The organism is Flavobacterium sp. CLA17, from assembly GCF_013112255.2.
Classification (GTDB): Bacteria; Bacteroidota; Bacteroidia; order Flavobacteriales; family Flavobacteriaceae; genus Flavobacterium; species Flavobacterium circumlabens.
In genome coordinates this window covers 2,626,257-2,643,991 of record NZ_CP068294.1, presented here as the reverse complement: position 1 = coordinate 2,643,991, position 17,735 = coordinate 2,626,257, and the positions used below count along the sequence as shown (strand labels likewise).

Annotated in this window: 8 protein-coding genes; 1 reads left to right on the top strand and 7 read right to left on the bottom strand. The window is 33.8% G+C overall.

The genetic code is table 11. The features are described from left to right. Nucleotides 1–143 precede the first annotated feature (143 nt). The gene (locus HAV12_RS10775) at nt 144–1,409 is read left to right on the top strand and encodes a glycosyl hydrolase family 8 (protein WP_240345264.1); all 1,266 of its coding nucleotides are present in this window, start codon (nt 144–146) and stop codon (nt 1,407–1,409) included. Between the two features lie 197 nt (nt 1,410–1,606). Here HAV12_RS10775 and HAV12_RS10770 read toward each other — a convergent pair whose 3' ends face one another. The 7 genes from HAV12_RS10770 to HAV12_RS10740 form a co-directional block, all read right to left on the bottom strand. Further along, nucleotides 1,607–3,535: an RICIN domain-containing protein gene (locus HAV12_RS10770; RefSeq protein ID WP_171569666.1), complete on the bottom strand. Its 1,929-nt coding sequence runs from the start codon at nt 3,533–3,535 to the stop codon at nt 1,607–1,609. A gap of 734 nt (nt 3,536–4,269) precedes the next feature. After that, complete coding sequence (locus HAV12_RS10765) at nt 4,270–4,641, bottom strand: helix-turn-helix domain-containing protein (protein WP_171569665.1); 372 nt, start codon at nt 4,639–4,641, stop codon at nt 4,270–4,272. Between the two features lie 447 nt (nt 4,642–5,088). Then, nucleotides 5,089–7,905 (bottom strand): pitrilysin family protein, encoded by a 2,817-nt coding sequence (locus HAV12_RS10760; RefSeq protein ID WP_171569664.1) that lies wholly within the window; start codon nt 7,903–7,905, stop codon nt 5,089–5,091. 149 nt (nt 7,906–8,054) lie between these two features. Next, the gene (locus tag HAV12_RS10755) at nt 8,055–10,649 is read right to left on the bottom strand and encodes a S9 family peptidase (protein WP_171569663.1); all 2,595 of its coding nucleotides are present in this window, start codon (nt 10,647–10,649) and stop codon (nt 8,055–8,057) included. A gap of 25 nt (nt 10,650–10,674) precedes the next feature. Further along, nucleotides 10,675–12,654, bottom strand: coding sequence for a TlpA disulfide reductase family protein (locus HAV12_RS10750; RefSeq protein WP_205423369.1), 1,980 nt, complete (start codon nt 12,652–12,654; stop codon nt 10,675–10,677). A gap of 11 nt (nt 12,655–12,665) precedes the next feature. Then, complete coding sequence (locus tag HAV12_RS10745; RefSeq protein ID WP_171569661.1) at nt 12,666–14,021, bottom strand: RagB/SusD family nutrient uptake outer membrane protein; 1,356 nt, start codon at nt 14,019–14,021, stop codon at nt 12,666–12,668. A 17-nt stretch (nt 14,022–14,038) separates the two neighbouring features. After that, nucleotides 14,039–17,620, bottom strand: a complete 3,582-nt coding sequence (locus HAV12_RS10740; protein ID WP_171569660.1) for a SusC/RagA family TonB-linked outer membrane protein — start codon at nt 17,618–17,620, stop codon at nt 14,039–14,041. Nucleotides 17,621–17,735 lie beyond the last annotated feature (115 nt).

Genomic DNA, 17,735 nt, shown 5'->3' with positions numbered 1-17,735 from the left:
ATTTTAATTAATAAAAATAGTGCAGACTCTCCAATGTGTCGTCAGTAAACTTATAACAAAGGAAGATTTCCACTTCCATTCTGGGTTATTTCAGAATTATATTTAAAAATAAAAACATGGTTATATATAAAAAAAGCAAAAGCTTGAGTTTAATTAAAATTTCGGCTTTGGTACTGATCTTTATGTTGACGGCTCCCGTTTTAATCATAGGGCAGAATAAGAATACGGATAAATCAGAACTCAAAAGACCTCAATACCGGAATCTTTTTAAAGAAGCAGGGTACAGCCAGACCGAAATAGATAAGAAATTAGCCAAAGCCTATTACGATGTTTTTGAAGGACCGGATAAAGTTTATTTTGAAGCAGGTGATTCATTAGGATATGTCTCTGATGTCAAAAATAAAGATGCCCGTACCGAAGGAATGTCATACGGAATGATGGTTGCCGTTCAGCTCAATAAAAAAGATGTTTTTGATCGTCTTTGGAGATGGTCAGTAAAATACATGCAGCATCAGGAAGGGCCAAGAGAAGGGTACTTTGCGTGGAGTGTAAATCCAGAGACCAAAAAACAAAACTCTCCCGGTTCTGCTTCAGACGGGGAATTGTATTATATAACCAGCCTGCTTTTTGCTTCTAATAAATGGGGTAATGATACAGGAATAAACTACTACAAAGAAGCAAGAAGAATTTTAGATGCCATGTGGAAAAAAGATGGTACTGACAATGTGCATAATATTATAAATACAGAATATAAGCAGATTTCCTTTGTGCCGGAAGGAGGAGGCTACAATTGGACAGATCCTTCTTATCACGTTCCTGCATTTTACGAAATATGGGCATTGTATGCCAAAGACGGTCATGAGAAGTTTTATAAAGAATGCGCCGATGTTTCGCGTAATTTTTTACATAAAGCCTGCCATTCTGCGACGGGGCTAAATTCAGATTATACCGAGTTTAACGGTGAACCACATCCAACACCCTGGATGCCTCCGGGATTCCGCTATGACTCCTGGCGTGTTCCTATGAATATTGCAATGGATTATACCTGGTATGGAAAAGATAAAGAATGGCAGGAAGATTATGCCAAACGATTTCAAAATTTCCTAAGATCGAAAGGATTACATACCTATAAAGATCAGTTTAATCTGGATGGTTCTACTCCGGAGTTTATTCTTCAGGCTGGTCCGGTCAAAAAACTTAGACATTCGATTGGGTTAGTAGGAACTGCAGCAACAGCATCATTAGTAAATAAAGATAAAGCAAGTATGGATTTTGTTCATGCTGTCTGGAATGCCAAACTTGAACCTTATGAAGACGGATACTTTGATCCATATTATGATGGATTACTATATCTCTTCAGTTTAATGCATCTTAGCGGAAACTACCAGATTATAGCCCAAAGGGGGTAAGTAAATTTTAAAAGGTTTTGAATGGCGAAATGTGATATAAATTCCTTTCTTTAAAAAATTACAGGATGGTCGTTAAGTTTGGAGTAAAAAATAAAACCACTACTTTATTTAAAATAGTGGTTTTGTAATGAATAAATAATGAGGTATAAAATTATAAAGTAAATCTCAAAAATCTATATGTACTATTTTAGAATAGGCTATTCGATTACTATTTTTTTGGTTATTTTGGTTGAATTTTGAGAAATCATCACCAAATATATACCTCTGGCAAGTTTAGTTCTAATAACCTGATTAGTATTAGATTTCAGATTTTTTGTTTCGTATAATGACTTGCCGTCTATTGAGTATATAGTCAGAGAATAATTTTCGTCTGATTGTGAAGCAAAATAAATATTAAACTCTCCACCCTTTGATGGATTAGGATATACCTGGACATCAGTATCTATTTCAATATTATTTATTAAAATATTTTTCTCATCTGTACTTTTTGAAGTATTTCCTATTTTATTAAACTTAAATAATTGACATGAAGTCCCGTAATAGTCCCAAAGTTGAAGATTTACTGTGCCATCCATATTACAATTAGAAATGTCCCAGCCTTTCGATGTATTTATGGCTGATTTTATGCTATAATAACCATTACCCACATCGGTTACTAGCCATTTCTGAGCATCATTACTATAACTATCCCAAAGTCTTATCGATTTTCCATTTGTCGGATCTGCGCTATCAAGATCAATTACACGTCCTGTAGAACTTGCATTTGATTTAAAACGCCAGTAGCCATTTCCAGCATCAATAGCAATCCATTGTTGTGCTGTTGCCCCTAATCTATCCCAGGGACGGATTACAGTGCCATTTGCATTAGTCCCGTACTTAAGATCTATTACTTTATTTGAATTTGTTTTAAATTCAATTTCATAAACACCATTGTTTACTAGTGAAGTACTACTACAGATTTGTGATGGTATATTACTATTTGCATATACAGAGAACCACTGCTTAACTGGTGCACCACAAGACTCCCAATCGTTATTGAAAGCAGTTGTAACATTATATGGATCTGCTTTAGTTATTAACCCTTCTGGTGCAAGTAAATTCCAACTGCAATTTCCGGTAGCGTCAATTCTGCCTTTCAGATTAAGACCAAAACCGCTTGTTGTACCAGTACCCCATGTTTCGGCACCAGTAGGAGACCAGTCTGTTTCTGTTATCATAATAGGTGCTACGTTAGCAATTGGCTGCACGTTAGCATTCCAGGCATTGTTAAAACTAGTGGTGTTTTCTGCATTAGCTCCCCAATATCCCGGATAAACATGAACAGCATAACCTATATTACCTCCCGTTATCAAATGGTTTGGATATCCTTGGTAATGAGATTGATATCCCGTTCCTGGTATCCAGCAAACATTATTTGCACCATTCCCCTTAATTATATTTACTAAATCCTGAAAGTAATTATGTAAAGCGGCAAAATGCTCATCACCCGTTGCACCCCAATTTCCATTTGTTCCAAGTATTTCTATAGGTTCATTGGCTATTTCAAACATAACATTATCTACATTCTTTAAATTTGGATGGTTCGACAGATATCGCCATACCGTTCTTAAATAATTATGGTAATTGTCCCCATAAGCAATTCGATTAGGACATACGCCAGGAGGACGAAGGACAACATAGAGTCCTCTGCTTCTGGCATGATTAATTAAAGGGATTATAACTTGATTTACATAAGTTACTAATCTATTGTAATCAAAGCATGAGATATTATTTTCTCCTGCTGAGCAACCAGGTGTATTGGTCCAGTAAGGGTCAATATGAAGCCTTATATAATTTAATTTCCATCCGTTATTTGTATCCGTGAGTGCATCCATAACGGCATTATTATAATTTAGACAACCCTGAACATTATAGTTATCCCAACGACATTGATTATAAGAGCAACCATTAAACCAAGGACTGGGAGTAATAGCAACACCATGTAGTAAAACGTTTTTTCCGCAAGGATCCTTTAAATTCTTGCCTTCAATATGCAGAGGAGGCAGCGGCATTCCTGGCCATGCAAATAATTGTACCAAGGGAATAAACACTAAAAATAGAAAAAGTAATTTTTGAACTCTTTTCATAACTTAAATGGTTTAATTAATAAATATCCTATCTCACCTTTGAGTAGGTTTTTTACTGCTAATTTAATAATAAAAACAATTAAAAAACAACCGATTGTGTTGTTTATTTTACTAATTATAAAATATAATCACAATAAAATAGATTATACATTATATTTATAGCCAAAAAATAATTAAAATCATTAATAGATTCGTTTTCAAGCTAAAAATTAAAAGTTTAAAAAAATATAGTTTAAAATATCAGAAAAGAATGAAAAAAAAATAGAGCATTAATTTTTACAATCATCACAAATAAGGAGTCTTACTTACTTTCAAACATCCGTAATAAAGACTAAAAAAGTAGACATACAAAACAACTGGTTGCTTAACTATGTATTTAAACGGTTCTGTCGCATCTGTCAGAACCCAGAGTAATGGCTACTTTTTCAATATTCAGTAATCCCAATGGTACTCAATATCACTGAATTTTTATGATAAGAGGAAAGTTCTTTCATAAATGGAATATAAACCCCTTAAAAGGAAATAATATAGTCATTTAGAATATTTTACGCCTGTTAAGATTAGTATAAAAAGAAAAATATAGCCAAATTTGTAACTGCAATCGCAGCAATTCTATTAAGCTATTGATAAACTTTTTTGAGGGAAGTCTTATAATTTTTATAAGACAGTTTTTTTATAGATTTTAGTCTATTATACGATGATTTACCAGGTTAATCAGTCTCGAAACGAATGGATTACAAATTTCCGTAATTTTGTTTGTAAAATTGAAGCTCCAAATCTGTTTTCTCAATAAGCTTCTCTAATAGCACAATCTTATCGTCATGGAGCCTTTTAATCAATTCAAATTTGCTCCTAACGTCCGTAGACCATTGTTCATCATTACATTTATTTTGATTAAAATATCTATTTCTCTCAAAATTTATGATATTCTCCAGAGGCACTTCCAGTATAAGTGCCAACTGTTCAAGTTTCTCCAAACTCAGACTCGTTTTCCCTTTTTCAATTTTACTGTATCCAGACTGCGTTATACCTAATTGGAATGCTATATATTCCTGCGTATAATTTTTTAATTCTCTGATATTTTTGATTTTTTCGCCTATTAACATTTTTAATGATTTTTTTATGCTGCTGGTTTGTCAATAATTATAAGATTGTATAATAAGCTATTGTATGGATAATAGTACTATTACAATTATGGCATAACTCTGAATCTGCAATTAATTTATATCTCTCTAAATTAAGCATGAAGAAAAAAATAATTTGCCCGCATTATGAATTGCCAACCAACTTAGGCAGTTAAATAAAATGGAGAATATCTATATAGTACCTGTATAAATTGTACTAATTTGATCGTAATCATAAAAAATGAGGATTTGCTATGAGTGTTTCCAATTTTTAGTTATGTACAGCTCATTGAAAAGCGGCCAAAACAATTAATAAAAGAGCTGTAGGCAAACAGCTCTTTTTAGTCTTGCCAAAAAAAAATAACTAATTCAAAATATTTGTAAAGACCATTAAAATTTATTTTTAGGATTGCCTTCCATTTTATTCTGTTATTTTATTGAAGATTGATTGTTTTTTGCCTGCATCATGACTTCAACTTTATTGGCTTGCGGAAGTACCTCATTTGCATATTCTTTGATGTCTTTTACCGTAATACTTTGAATCAGTTTTTCGTAAGCTTTGCTGCTGATAAATTTATCACCTGATTTTAACTGCTCAACAATAGTGTTCATCCAATATGAATTAGACTTGATGTTTTGCTGATTGCTTTTGATTAAATCCTGTTTGATATCTGATACGTTTTTTGCATCAACATTTTCTTTTACAATACCATTTAGTTCTTCATAAACAATCTGAAGCAGTTTGGCATCTTTTTCGGGATTACAGTCAAAACTTACTTCAAGAGTAAATACTGGAGTTGGATTTTTAGATAATGAACTTCCAACCTGAACGCCGTAACTTCCGCCTTCATCTTCTCTGATTTTCTCTAAATAACGTTTGTCTAACAATTGAGACAGCATATACGCCATAATTTGCTTTTTTTCTGAAAAAGAAACCTGCTTATTTTCAAGATGTACATAAATACTTGTTTTAGGAACATTCATTTCTCTTGCCAATTTTTCTTTCGCACTCCCTTTTGCCATTCCAATTTTATGATCAATATATTTTTCCTGCGTCTGGTTTCCTGCAATATTTCCTAAGTATTTGTTGATGGTTCCAAGATCACTTTCGCTTACATTTCCAACAAAAACAAAAGTAAAATCAGAAACATTTGCAATACGTTCCTGGAAAATTTTTGAAGCTTTGTCAAATTTCAGGTATTGCAGATTTTCCTTAGTCAAGAGAAAAGTTCTCTTATTGTGATTGGTATCTAATAAAGCTATTGTATCTCCAAAAACTTTGCTGTTATTCTCGCTGGCATTTTCTAATGAATTATTATAAAAATCAATAATTCGATTATAAGCTTGATTTTCAAAACGAGGATGCGTAAAATAAAGATAGGTCAGCTGCACTAAAGTTTCCAGATCCTGTTTTACTGAGCTTCCGCTAAAACCTTCATAATGTTCTCCTAAAAACGGACTTAATTTTATAGTTTTTCCGGCAAGCTGCTTTTGTAAATCTGTAGCTTTAAAATCTCCAAGTCCCGAATTCTTTGCCAAGACAGTTGCAATTTGGGCAGAAGGTAAATCAGCTTCTGAAATCAAAGAAGTACCGCCGGCACTAAAAGCAGAAAAAAGAATCTGATCCTGAGCCAAAGTTGTTGGATAAATAACAACTTTTGCTCCACTATCTAAAATATATCCTTTTGCTTCTTTGATTCCTTTTATTCTAAATTTTTTCGAAATTGGTTTAACCGCTAATATTTCATTAACAAGTGCAGCAGTATTTACCGTTTCTTTATAAGGCGTTAGTTTTTGATTATTTACACTTTTAATAATAGTCGTGTAATCAGATTCTGAAGGGTATTTTATATCTTCTTTATCTGGTCCTAAAACCGTTAAAATCTGATTTTTTTCTGTTGGAAGGGCCCAAAAAAATTTATTTACCAAATCTACATTTACTTTAGATAAGGTATTTTTAACCAATTCAACTTCGTCTTCTAAACTCATAACCGGCAACGCTTCCAGATAATAACTTTGCAGCTGCGATGCCCAATTAGCATTTCCAATTTTGTCTTTATTTTTTAGTTGATTGTTGTAAATCGTGCGCATATTTTCTTTTACACGATCCAGTTCTTCTTTGGTAAAACCATTTTGAATCGCACGTTCATATTCTGTATAAGCTTGTGTAAAGGCTTCTAAAATTCTGCCGTTTTTAGGAACAACATTCAATGTAAAAAAAGAAGTTAATCTTGTAATATCTGAATTTCCGACTCCGGCAGATAATAATGCGGTTTGATTGTTTACAATATATTCTCTAAAACGATTGTTCATCATTTGCAAAGCCAGTTGCTGTGTAAAATTATTTTCAAAATTGGCCAAATCCTGAACCAGTGGTTTGTTCTTTTTAAAATTAAGTGCAATAGTTGTTTTCTGCGCTTCTTTGTCAACGGCTAGTTTGTACATTAATTTTTCATTGTCGGCAATGGTTTCATAAGTACGTTCTGCCGCGCTTAATGGCGTTGGGATAGTGCCCATTATGGTTTTGATTTGCTGTTCTATTTTTGCAACATCAACATCTCCAACAATTACAACAGCCTGATGATTTGGCAAATACCATTTCTTATAATAATCACGTAATTGCTTGTATTTGAAATTATCAACAATATTCATATCGCCCAAAACATCTCTTTTGGCATATTTGCTTCCATTATAAATAATCGGTTCCAATTGTGTCTGAATTCGTAAATCGGCATTTTTTCTTGTGCGCCATTCTTCGTGTATTACACCTCTTTCGGCATCGATTTCTTTTTCTTTTAAAGATAAAAATCCCGACCAGTCGTGTAATATATATAAGCAGGAATCCAGTAAAACAGGATTTTTTACCGGAACGTTACTAATATTGTAAACCGTTTCATCATGCGCGGTATAAGCATTAATATCTCGACCAAAAGTAACTCCGTGTTTGGCGAGCATATCGATTATTCCTTTTCCTTTAAAATGCTCTGTTCCGTTAAAAGCCATGTGTTCTAAAAAGTGCGCCAGACCATTTTGATTGTCGTCTTCTAAAATTGCCCCCACATTCTGAACAAAATAAAAATCTGCCCTGTCTTTTGGCCATTCGTTATGCAGAATAAAATATTGCATTCCGTTGTTTAAAGTACCATGAACAACATCTTTCCGCAAGGGAATTGTTGTTTTAAATTGTGCCGATAGCTGAGCCAGACCCAGTATCATAAAATGCACTAAAAATATTTTTACTTTCATATTTGTTGATTTCTAATCTTTTTTTTTGATTGGTTTTTCTTGAATTAACTTTTAAAAATGGTATAAGAAGCTACTGCTGTCCATTTGAAGGCTTCAAAAGAAACCTTCAAATAACAGTTTTGAATTGTATAATAATGTATTGGTTTGTATTACATCCAGCTTGGGCGGTCTGCACCTTTTAGATAATAATCAAAATATTGCTGCATTTTGAGCGTCCAGTCTTTTTTGTTCGCGGCATCTTCTAAAGTATGTCCTTCTTTTTTGTAATTCACCAGCCAGGCTTGCTTTCCTAAACGGCGAAGTGCAAAAAACAAAGACTGACCTTCCTGATAGGGCACTGCGCGGTCGTTATCATTATGAAAAATAAGTGTTGGTGTTTTAATGTTCTTTGCAGAAAAAAGAGGCGAGTTTTTTATGTAACCATCAATATTGTCGTATAACGAACTGCCCATACGGTATTGATCTGCCTCATATTTAAACATCGTCGAGATTCCGTTTGATCTCATAACAGGGTAATTAGCTGTAAAATTGCTTACTCCTGAACCGACAATAGCACAACTAAAAATATCTGATTTAGTCAATAAAAAAGATGTTTCGTAACCGCCAAAGCTATGCCCCTGAATACCAATTTTACCTTTTTCTGTAATGCCTTTTGCAATTAAATGTTCAATCCCGCTGATCACATCATTGTAAACACTGCTTCCGGGAGTGCCATAAACATAATGCACATCAGGCTGAAAAACGATATAGCCCCTGCTTACATAAGATGGAATATTAATATTTGAAGTACTCACTTCCGGAAGCTGGTATTGATTTAATTCTTCGGTATGTTTTTCATAAAAATGAACTAGTACCGGATATGTTTTTTTGCTGTCATAATTGTCTGGAAGATAAAGATTTCCCTGATTTTCTTTTCCGTTAAAAGAAGTCCATGTAATCAATTTTGAAGTTCCCCACGCATATTCTTTTTGCTGCAGATTTACATTTGTGATTCTTTGCTGTGAGCCAAAATTTGATTTCGCCCACCAAAGATCCGGAAAAACGGTATAACTTTCTTTGGTAAATAATATACTCAAATCATCACCGGAAACAGCTTCAATCTTGGTATTGTAATCCGGTACAGCAAAAACTCTGGTAACGGTATTGTTTGCCAATTTATAAACACCTTTAGACTTTGTTTCGGTATTAAATCCTATTAAAGTAATTGCTTTTTTCTGGTCTAAATCACCTATAAAACCGTTTTCACTGTATCGCAATTCAACTTTGTTTTTTCTACCATAGCCCTGAGTTATGGAATAAGGCGCTTTTTGATTGGTAAGATCAATTGCCCACATATCAAACTGGTCGTAAATAACAAGTGTATTTCCATTGTTTAACCAGCCCGCAAATCCGTAAGCCGTATTGGCAGATGCCATATCTATATTATCATTTGAAACAGAAAAAGGAATTTGTACACCTATATTTTTAAACTGCATGCTACTGCTATCAAAAACCATCCAGGATTTTTGTTTTTCATCATACATTACAGCAAAAGTTCCCTGGGGATTCCATGATGGACTGCCAAAAACGCCTGTTAATACTTTTGTCGATTTTCCTGTTAAAGCATTAACCCAAAATATATCGTTACGCTCATTAAATGTCCAGTCTACTTCTATTACATATGGTTTTTTATCGATTGCAAAAATACCTTTAAAATCAACAGATTCTGGCACAATTAACTGATCAAACTCACCAGCCGAAGCTACTTTGATAACTTTATTACTTTTGATATCATAAAGAAACTTGGGTTCACTAGGCAGTGTTTTAGAATTTCGTACCAATTCTTGTCTTCGTTCCATTGCTCCCTGACTCGATTTCCAGATTTCAACTCCCGATTTTGGGATCTGTGTATTTTCTGAACGGTTATTTCCAAAAACCTGTAATTGAACAAAATTGGTGTTTTCAGTCAATCCGTACGCTGTTTTTGAAATAGAATATTCAGGGTCGTTTAGTTTAATGTCATCGTAATTAAATGACGGTTTAACCGAATTGTGTTTCAAACTAAAATAATACACCAAATTAAAATCTGCGCTGTTTCTGCCTTTTAAAGTAAAACTCCCTCCATCTTCTTTCCCATTTAACTGAAAATCTCCAAAATCAGCTGCTTTTCCACTGTAAACGGTTTGTTGTTTTCCTCCGGGAATTCCGTTTTTTAAAAACATTTTATCTTTTTCTATTTGCACATATACGATCGATTTGTTCTTTAAAAAACGAAATGATTTAATGTTATGTACAAAAATACTGTCGTTGTTTTCTATATTATAACAAACCAAGCGCTGGAGAAAAAAATCCCCTTTAGCCACCTCCGGACGTGTATAATACAAAATATCTGTACCTTCAAGTGCATTGGTATAGTGCTGGGTTTTCCAAAGCCTTTTTTCATCCGATTTCAAATTCTGTAAAAGCGTATTATTATTTTCATTGTACTGAATCCAGTCTTTTTTTCCGATGAATTTTAAATCGCTTACGTTCTCCAGCACCAATCGTTTTCCTTTTGGAGCTTCCTGAATAATGATCTGTTTTTTATTTTGCTTTTCTTCATCCTGAAATACAGTGCTGTACGACATCCATTTACCGTTGTAGGACAAAGATTTGCTGTTAATTCTTTGCCATGTTTGGTAAGCCGATTCATCTACCGCTTTTTTCTGTGCAAATAAACCATGCACACTCAAAACGAGTGTACACAGTGCCACTATTTTTTTCATATTTTTTTTGATTTTCAAAAAGAAATTATTCTTTCTTTAAAGCGTTAATAACGTTTGTAAGTTCATCTACAAGCTGACCCGGATTTCCTGAATATCCTTCAGATGTAAAGCGGATTTGCCCGTTTTTGATCACTACTTTTCTCGGAATTCCACTTGACTTAAAGATTGCTGCATATTTTGCGAAAGATTCGTTATTCGTTCCGCCACCTTTTTTAACTAAATCAAAATAGGTGTCAACTTTTAAGTTTTTTGATTTTAAATAAGCCAAAGCTTCTTTTTTATATCCTTCTTTGGTTTCCTGAGTACTTATAAAATCAAACTCAACCTGTTTGTCTTCTTTAAAGTTGGTTACCAATTGCTCCATAGCAGGAAACGCCTGTTTACAAGGCCCGCACCATGTTGCCCAAAAATCAATTACGATAATTTTTCCGTTGTCTAAAGCTAGTTCTTTAGCTTTTCCATCTGCTGTCTGGACTTTAATTGCGGGTGCTGGAACAGGTTTCATCAGAACTATTTTCTCTTCTGAATTGTTTTCTTTTTTCAACTGCTCTAAATAAGCCGGAAAATCAGCTTCTTTTTTTCCTTCTTTTAAATAGGCTTCTTTTAATTTAGCCGTTAATCCTTCAGATAAAGTATTGGTTCGTGCCTCATTTTTTAAAACTTCAATAATTGGCTTGTTTAAAGCTTCCAAAGCTCTTACATGAATATCGTTGATACTCGCTTTTTCATAACGTTTTTGGAATGGCAATAATTCAAAAGTTTCTAGAACTTCTTTATACTTTTTAAGCATATCGTACATACGAATCTGGATCACCAACTCATTATTAAGCTGTGCTTTTGCATTTTCTGTAGCCTGATTTGGTGACCAGTAAATTCCCTGCATGTACGACAAGTCGTTTACTTTTTCCTGCATTAACTTAATTATTGGCACTGCCATTGTTTCTATAACTGCCGGATCAACCGCTTTTAAGTACAAGGCTTTAGAGATGTTTTGGTGATAAGCATCATTCAGATTAGCAAAATTCATGGTTGGAATTAAAGCTAAAACACTGTCGTAATCTTTGGTCTCAAAATAATATCCAAATTGCGTTTTTACAATGTTATCATAGAAATACTTTTGCGAATCTGGCACATCAGAAGTGCATGGAAAATCAGCTAAAAACTGAGTTATAACTTTGCTTTTTTCTGCAGCATCTGCAATTGGCATAATTTTCTGATATGCTTTAAAACGCATAAAAGCTCCTTTTGGAAATTGCTTTTGAATTACCGTTTCAAGAGAATCTGCTTTTGGTTTATCTTTAAGATCGAATAAATATAAATTGTGAACTTTTAGAAAAACCTCTTCAGGCTGACCGTTTATTTTCTTTGTAAAATCTCCCAAAAAGCGGTGTCCCAATTCCTCAAATTTTTCAGGTTTCTGAACTTTTAAAATCTTGATATAAGTATCAATAAATTTCGGAAAATTTACACCATGATCTGCAACTTCTTTTTTTAACCAATATTCTGAAGCGTCTCCGTTTATTGTAAAATCTTTAAAATAACCGTTAAACTGACTGTTGAAATCTTTGTTTCTAAACGTTGCCCAGGCCAAATCTGCTCCCGGCATTTTTACTTTTGGTTCTTTAAAAACAACCAAAAGATAACCGGTGTCTTGTCCGGTATCTGTAACTAACCCGTTGTCTGTATTACCATAAAACTTGAAAGCCATAAAAGCACAGTTTTTTGGAACGGTATATTCTACGTTCCATACGGCACCGTTTTTTTTCATTTTAAGATCTTCAATTTCCCATCTGTAATCATTAAAGACATATACGTAACCGTTAATTTCTTTGATGTTCTCCAAAGGCCCGCCTTTTGGATCAAAGGTCATGTTTAAAGCTGATCCCGGAATGGGCATATCAGCCATTCCGGTTAATCTAAGCTTTGTTTCCTGACTTGTAACTTGTAGGGTAAAGGCGCAAAATGCCAATACCAGTAATTTGATATTTAATATTTTTTTGAACATTTTCTTGTTTTTTATTTACCCAATTCCGGGTTTAAATCGATGTAATTTTGATTGATTGGGAATACATATCCTTCACTATTAGGTTCAAGAGTATATGTAATGGTTTTAAAAACTCTTGTATACGTTTTTTGAAAAGCCGGATCAAGATTTAATCTTCTTTGGTCAAACCAACGGAATCCTCTTCCAATCAGTTCTTTTTGTCTTTCTACTAATGCAAGATTCAAAGCTTCGGTGTTGGAAGTTGCAGAGACTTCGTAAGTTGTAGCTGCTTTGTATCTTTTTGCTCTTAAGATATTCAGATTATCGACTGCTTTTTGCGGCTGTCCTAATCTTGCATAGCACTCGGCAGCAATTAAATACATTTCCGGAACCGAGACTCCAATATTGATGCCGGTGGTTGGACTATAATTTGCAATTGCAAAACCTCTGCCTGTGTAACTTGGGAAAAAGTTGGTTCCTGCGATAGTATAATAATTATAACGAAGGTCATTACTTTCAAAACTGTTTAGTAAATCATTTGATAATGGAGCTCCTCTATAGGTAAGTAATAACGTTTTAGAAAATATGATTTCCGGATTCTGAATTAAAACGGGATAACTATTTCCAGAAGCAAAAGTTTTTAAATCAATCAGACCGTTTTGCATTTCAAGTGCTTTCTGTGCATTATCTAAACTCAATTCGTATGATCCCATATACAGATACGTTCTGGCAAGTAATGCATAAGCCGCTCTTTTTGATGGCACTACATTAAATTGTGGTGTATCCTGAATATCATTAGCCAAAGCACTTTTCAAATCAGAAATAATCTGATCGTAAACCTGAGCAACTGTACTTCTTTCTAAAGAAGAAAATAACTCCGGTTTTAACAATAACGGAACCGCTTTTTCAGAATTATCAGAAGCCGGATTAAATTGTGGGCCGTAGGTATTAACCAACTGCAGGTAAGCAAAGGCTCTGTGTACAAAAGCTTCGGCATAAATTTCTCTTTTTTCGGCATCTGTTCCGCCCTCACTGCTCATTACTCCGTCTATAATGGTATTACTATAGCAAATACATAAATATAAACCATTCCAATCTGGATCGCCTTGAGAAGGATTGTATATTGTTTGCTGCCAGGTATAACTGTTACTCCAAATGGTAGAAACTCCATTTTGATAAGTTGTCGGGAATTCTACATCTGCACTGGCTAGCAGCTGAATTCCTCCAAAAGAACTCATCGTTGTATAGTTGTTAGCCAAACCTCTGTAATCAGAAGTATATTTTAATATTCTGTTGTTCCCAACCGGTTCTACTTCAACATAATCTCTACATGAGTTTAATAAAAGTAAAGGCAGGAAAATATATAGTGTGAATTTTAGAAATTTCATAAGTTTATTTTTTAAAATTAAAAACTACAATTAAATTGTAAAGTATAATTACGCTGAGGAGCAAGTGTATTATAATTGTTGCTTGACAAGTATTGCGGATCAATACCTAAATCATTTTTAACCCATAATAAACCTAAATTTCTTGCGGCAAAATTAAAACTCAAAGACTTTATAAATGTCCTGTCTAAAAATTCTGACGGAACGCTGTAACCTAAAGAAATTTGCTGGAGTCTAACATTATCTGCAGGCAATACATTGATGTCTGCCATCTGAAAACGATTCACACTGTTATAATTAATGTTGGTTAACCCTGGAACATTTGTATTAGCTTCGTCTCCGGATACTTGCCAACGACTAGCAATAAGTTCATCTTTTGCTACAGCACCACTTTGTACCCCCACATAAGTAGGATAATTTTGCAATACCGGATTTCTAAATACGCTGCCCATATAATAAGTAACCTGTACACCTAATGTAAAATTACTATAGGAGAAATTATTCATGAATCCTCCAAAATAAGGTGCAATAGTATTTCCCATATATTTCAAATCCTCCTTATCAATCATTGAAATCCCTTGAGTAGAATTGATAATGGTACCATCTTTTTTGGCAATAGTCGATTGACCTGTAGCGTCCAGACCAGCCCACTTATAAGCATAAAGGTAGCCTATAGTATGACCCAACATTGCAGCTCCTGATAAATACTGATTAGTTGTAGTAAGTTCGTAACGAGTATCTGTAACCTCATTCGTATTATACGAAAAATTGAAATTACTGTTCCATTTAAAAGCTTTGTTTACTATTAGTCCCCCAATACTTAAATCAACGCCATGTCCTTTAAGTGAAGCTGTATTGTAGTTTAAATAAGACCAGCCATAGGTAGGGTTATAAGGAACATTTGCAAGAATATCTTTTGATTTTTTATAATAAAAATCAACACTTCCGTTTAAACGATTATTAAAAATAGAATAATCTAAACCGTAGTTAAGCGTTGTTGTCGTTTCCCATTTAATTTCAGGATTTTCAGGTAATGAAATAGTGGCAGTTGGTAATTGTGTATTAAAATCAACTGAACCAACACTAATAATAGCATTTTGGCTTCCAAAACCACCACTAGGTGAACTTCCTGCCTTACCATAAGTTACTCTTGCAGACAAATTGTTTAGCCAGCTCACTTCTCTTAAGAAAAACTCTTTATTAATATCCCATTTACCACCCACTGACCATAGCGGTAATGCTCTGTTTTTTCTGGAAGCTCCCAGTAAATTATAATCATCAAAACGCACACTTCCTGACATGTGATATCTATTCATGTAATCATAAGAGCCTAATCCGTAATACGATAAAAAGCGCTCTCTATATTTGTTTATTGCGTTATCTGAAGTCCCAATAATTGTGGACCATCCATAAATGGTAGTGTAAAGAGCTGTAGGATTTACAGTTTGTCCGGCATTTGTATCTATATTATAACCGTAATACCTTTGGCCTGAACTTTCTCTGATTTCTTCTCTGATTTCTGAACCAGCCAAAAAGTGTAACCCGCTGTTTTCATTGAAATTCTTGTTGATATTCATTTGAAAACGCATGCTTTGCGAATTATTAGAAGCTATAGTATTACTCAGATAAGCTCCTAACGGAATACCATAAACCAATTTACCTGCAGCATTTACAGAAGTTGCCACGTTAATTAGATTTCTGGAATAGTAGCTGTCAACTTCATTTAATGTTTTGATTTTGTTTCCAATGGAAGTATACATACCGGAAACTTCAAAGTTTAACCAACTGTTTACTGTAGCAGTTAAGCTGGCGTTTAATCTTAAATTTGCTCCTTTTGTAATTACATTCGAGTAATTTAACTCATCTAAATAGTTGTAAGTCCAGGGCAAATAACCTTTGTTTTCAAATCCTTTTGCTACTTCAGGTCTAAAAATAATATAGCGATCAATTCCATTTCCATTTTCATCTGCCAGCATATCATATGGACGCAGCGCAGTAGGTGAAACATTCGACAATGCCTCATTAACAGTATTATTTTCCTGAAAAGTACTTGAAATGTAATTTACTCCTGTATTTAATTTTAAAAAACTTTTGAGCTGAAAAGAATTATTTAAAGTGATATTGTATGATTGGGATTCATTGCCTCTCATGGCTGCCTCGTCCTTGTTAAATCCTAAAGACAAGTAATACGCACTTTTATCACTTCCTCCACTTACAGATAAATCATATTGTCTGGTTACCGAATTTCTTAATAAATATCTATTTATCTGACCAAGATTGTCATTTTGTGCCAGTTTATTTAATAACTGATCTCTTTCTGTCATAGAAATAGTTCCTCTTTGTTGCTGAAACATTATTTCCTGAGCCACACTTGGATTTTTCTCAGCACCGGAGCCAATAGCGCTTGTAATATTGTCAACAATAAATCCACCGGATACTAAACTTTTTTCATAGTTGATATATTGTGCAGTATTCATAACACGAAGTTTACCCAAATCCATTTTTTCACCTATCGTAGTAGTGGTGTTAAAAGTTATTATCGGATCTCCTTTCTTACCTTTTTTTGTGGTTATTACAATTACTCCATTGGCTGCACGAGATCCCCAAATAGATGCAGCAGCAGCATCTTTTAAAACTGTAATACTTTCTACATCGTCCGGATTAAGATAACTTAAAATTGAAGAACCAGGTACACTCCTTTTGCTAAATTTAAAATCGTTTTCAGACTGCGGAAAACCATCAATAACAATTAGTGGACTACCTGTACCTCCAAAATTGTTGGTTCCTCTTACTGAAATACTACCTGTTCTTGGATCTACCTTTACCCCTGCCATTTTTCCTTCAAGTCTTGACTGAATATCTACTGTTGGAACTTCGGCAAGCTCTTTGGCACCCATAACTTCAAAAGAACCTGTTACTCTTTCTTTAGGAATATCAGTATAACCATTTGAAGCAACAACAACTAAATCTTTTAATAATTCGACCTGAGGTTCTAAAACTACGTTTATCAATTTTTTATAATTGACACTTACTGTTTTAGTTTTATAGCCCAAATAAGAAAATCTAAGCGAATCTGTAGCAACTACTTCAATTCTATAGTCTCCTTTTTCTCTAGTAACATCCCAAATCTGTGTACCCACTAATAAGACATTTACCCCTGCTAAACGATTCCCTTTTTTATCAGTAACCGTTCCTTTAACCTCATAAGGTTCCAATTCATTTAACGACGTTTTAGGCTTACTTTTTTTGATGACTATTTGTTTATCAATAATCGTATAAGACAAGCCTGTATTAGATAAGGCAGTATTTAAGATTTGCTCTACTGTTCCATAATGATTTACAGTGACTTTCTTGGTAGACGATATTAAATCATCGTTATAAAAAAACACAAAATCACTTTTTTGTTGAATGGTATTAAAAAGCGTTTGCAGCGAAGCTCCCTGTACTTTTACAGATATTTCATCTTGTGCTTTGACAACATTAGCATAAATACTGGTTAATCCTAAATACAGAACTAAAATGGATACTCTCATAAGTAAAATAAAAGTAATGTTGATGATTTTTTCAGGCAATAGAAAGCCTATATCATGATTTTTATTCATAATTTTGTTTTAGTTTATCGATAATTGCATTTGCAATTAAAATTTTACATAAGCCAAGAGATGTTCGAGCATCTTTTGGCTTTTTTTTTGGTTAGTTTTTACTGTTTTATTCTGT

What these genes read in the sequence shown, in the direction of transcription:
- HAV12_RS10770 (WP_171569666.1), bottom strand. Translation starts at nt 3,535, where the DNA reads ATGAAAAGAGTTCAAAAATTACTTTTTCTATTTTTAGTGTTTATTCCC.
- HAV12_RS10765 (WP_171569665.1), bottom strand. Translation starts at nt 4,641, where the DNA reads ATGTTAATAGGCGAAAAAATCAAAAATATCAGAGAATTAAAAAATTAT.
- HAV12_RS10760 (WP_171569664.1), bottom strand. Translation starts at nt 7,905, where the DNA reads ATGAAAGTAAAAATATTTTTAGTGCATTTTATGATACTGGGTCTGGCT.
- HAV12_RS10755 (WP_171569663.1), bottom strand. Translation starts at nt 10,649, where the DNA reads ATGAAAAAAATAGTGGCACTGTGTACACTCGTTTTGAGTGTGCATGGT.
- HAV12_RS10750 (WP_205423369.1), bottom strand. Translation starts at nt 12,654, where the DNA reads ATGTTCAAAAAAATATTAAATATCAAATTACTGGTATTGGCATTTTGC.
- HAV12_RS10745 (WP_171569661.1), bottom strand. Translation starts at nt 14,021, where the DNA reads ATGAAATTTCTAAAATTCACACTATATATTTTCCTGCCTTTACTTTTA.
- HAV12_RS10740 (WP_171569660.1), bottom strand. Translation starts at nt 17,620, where the DNA reads ATGAATAAAAATCATGATATAGGCTTTCTATTGCCTGAAAAAATCATC.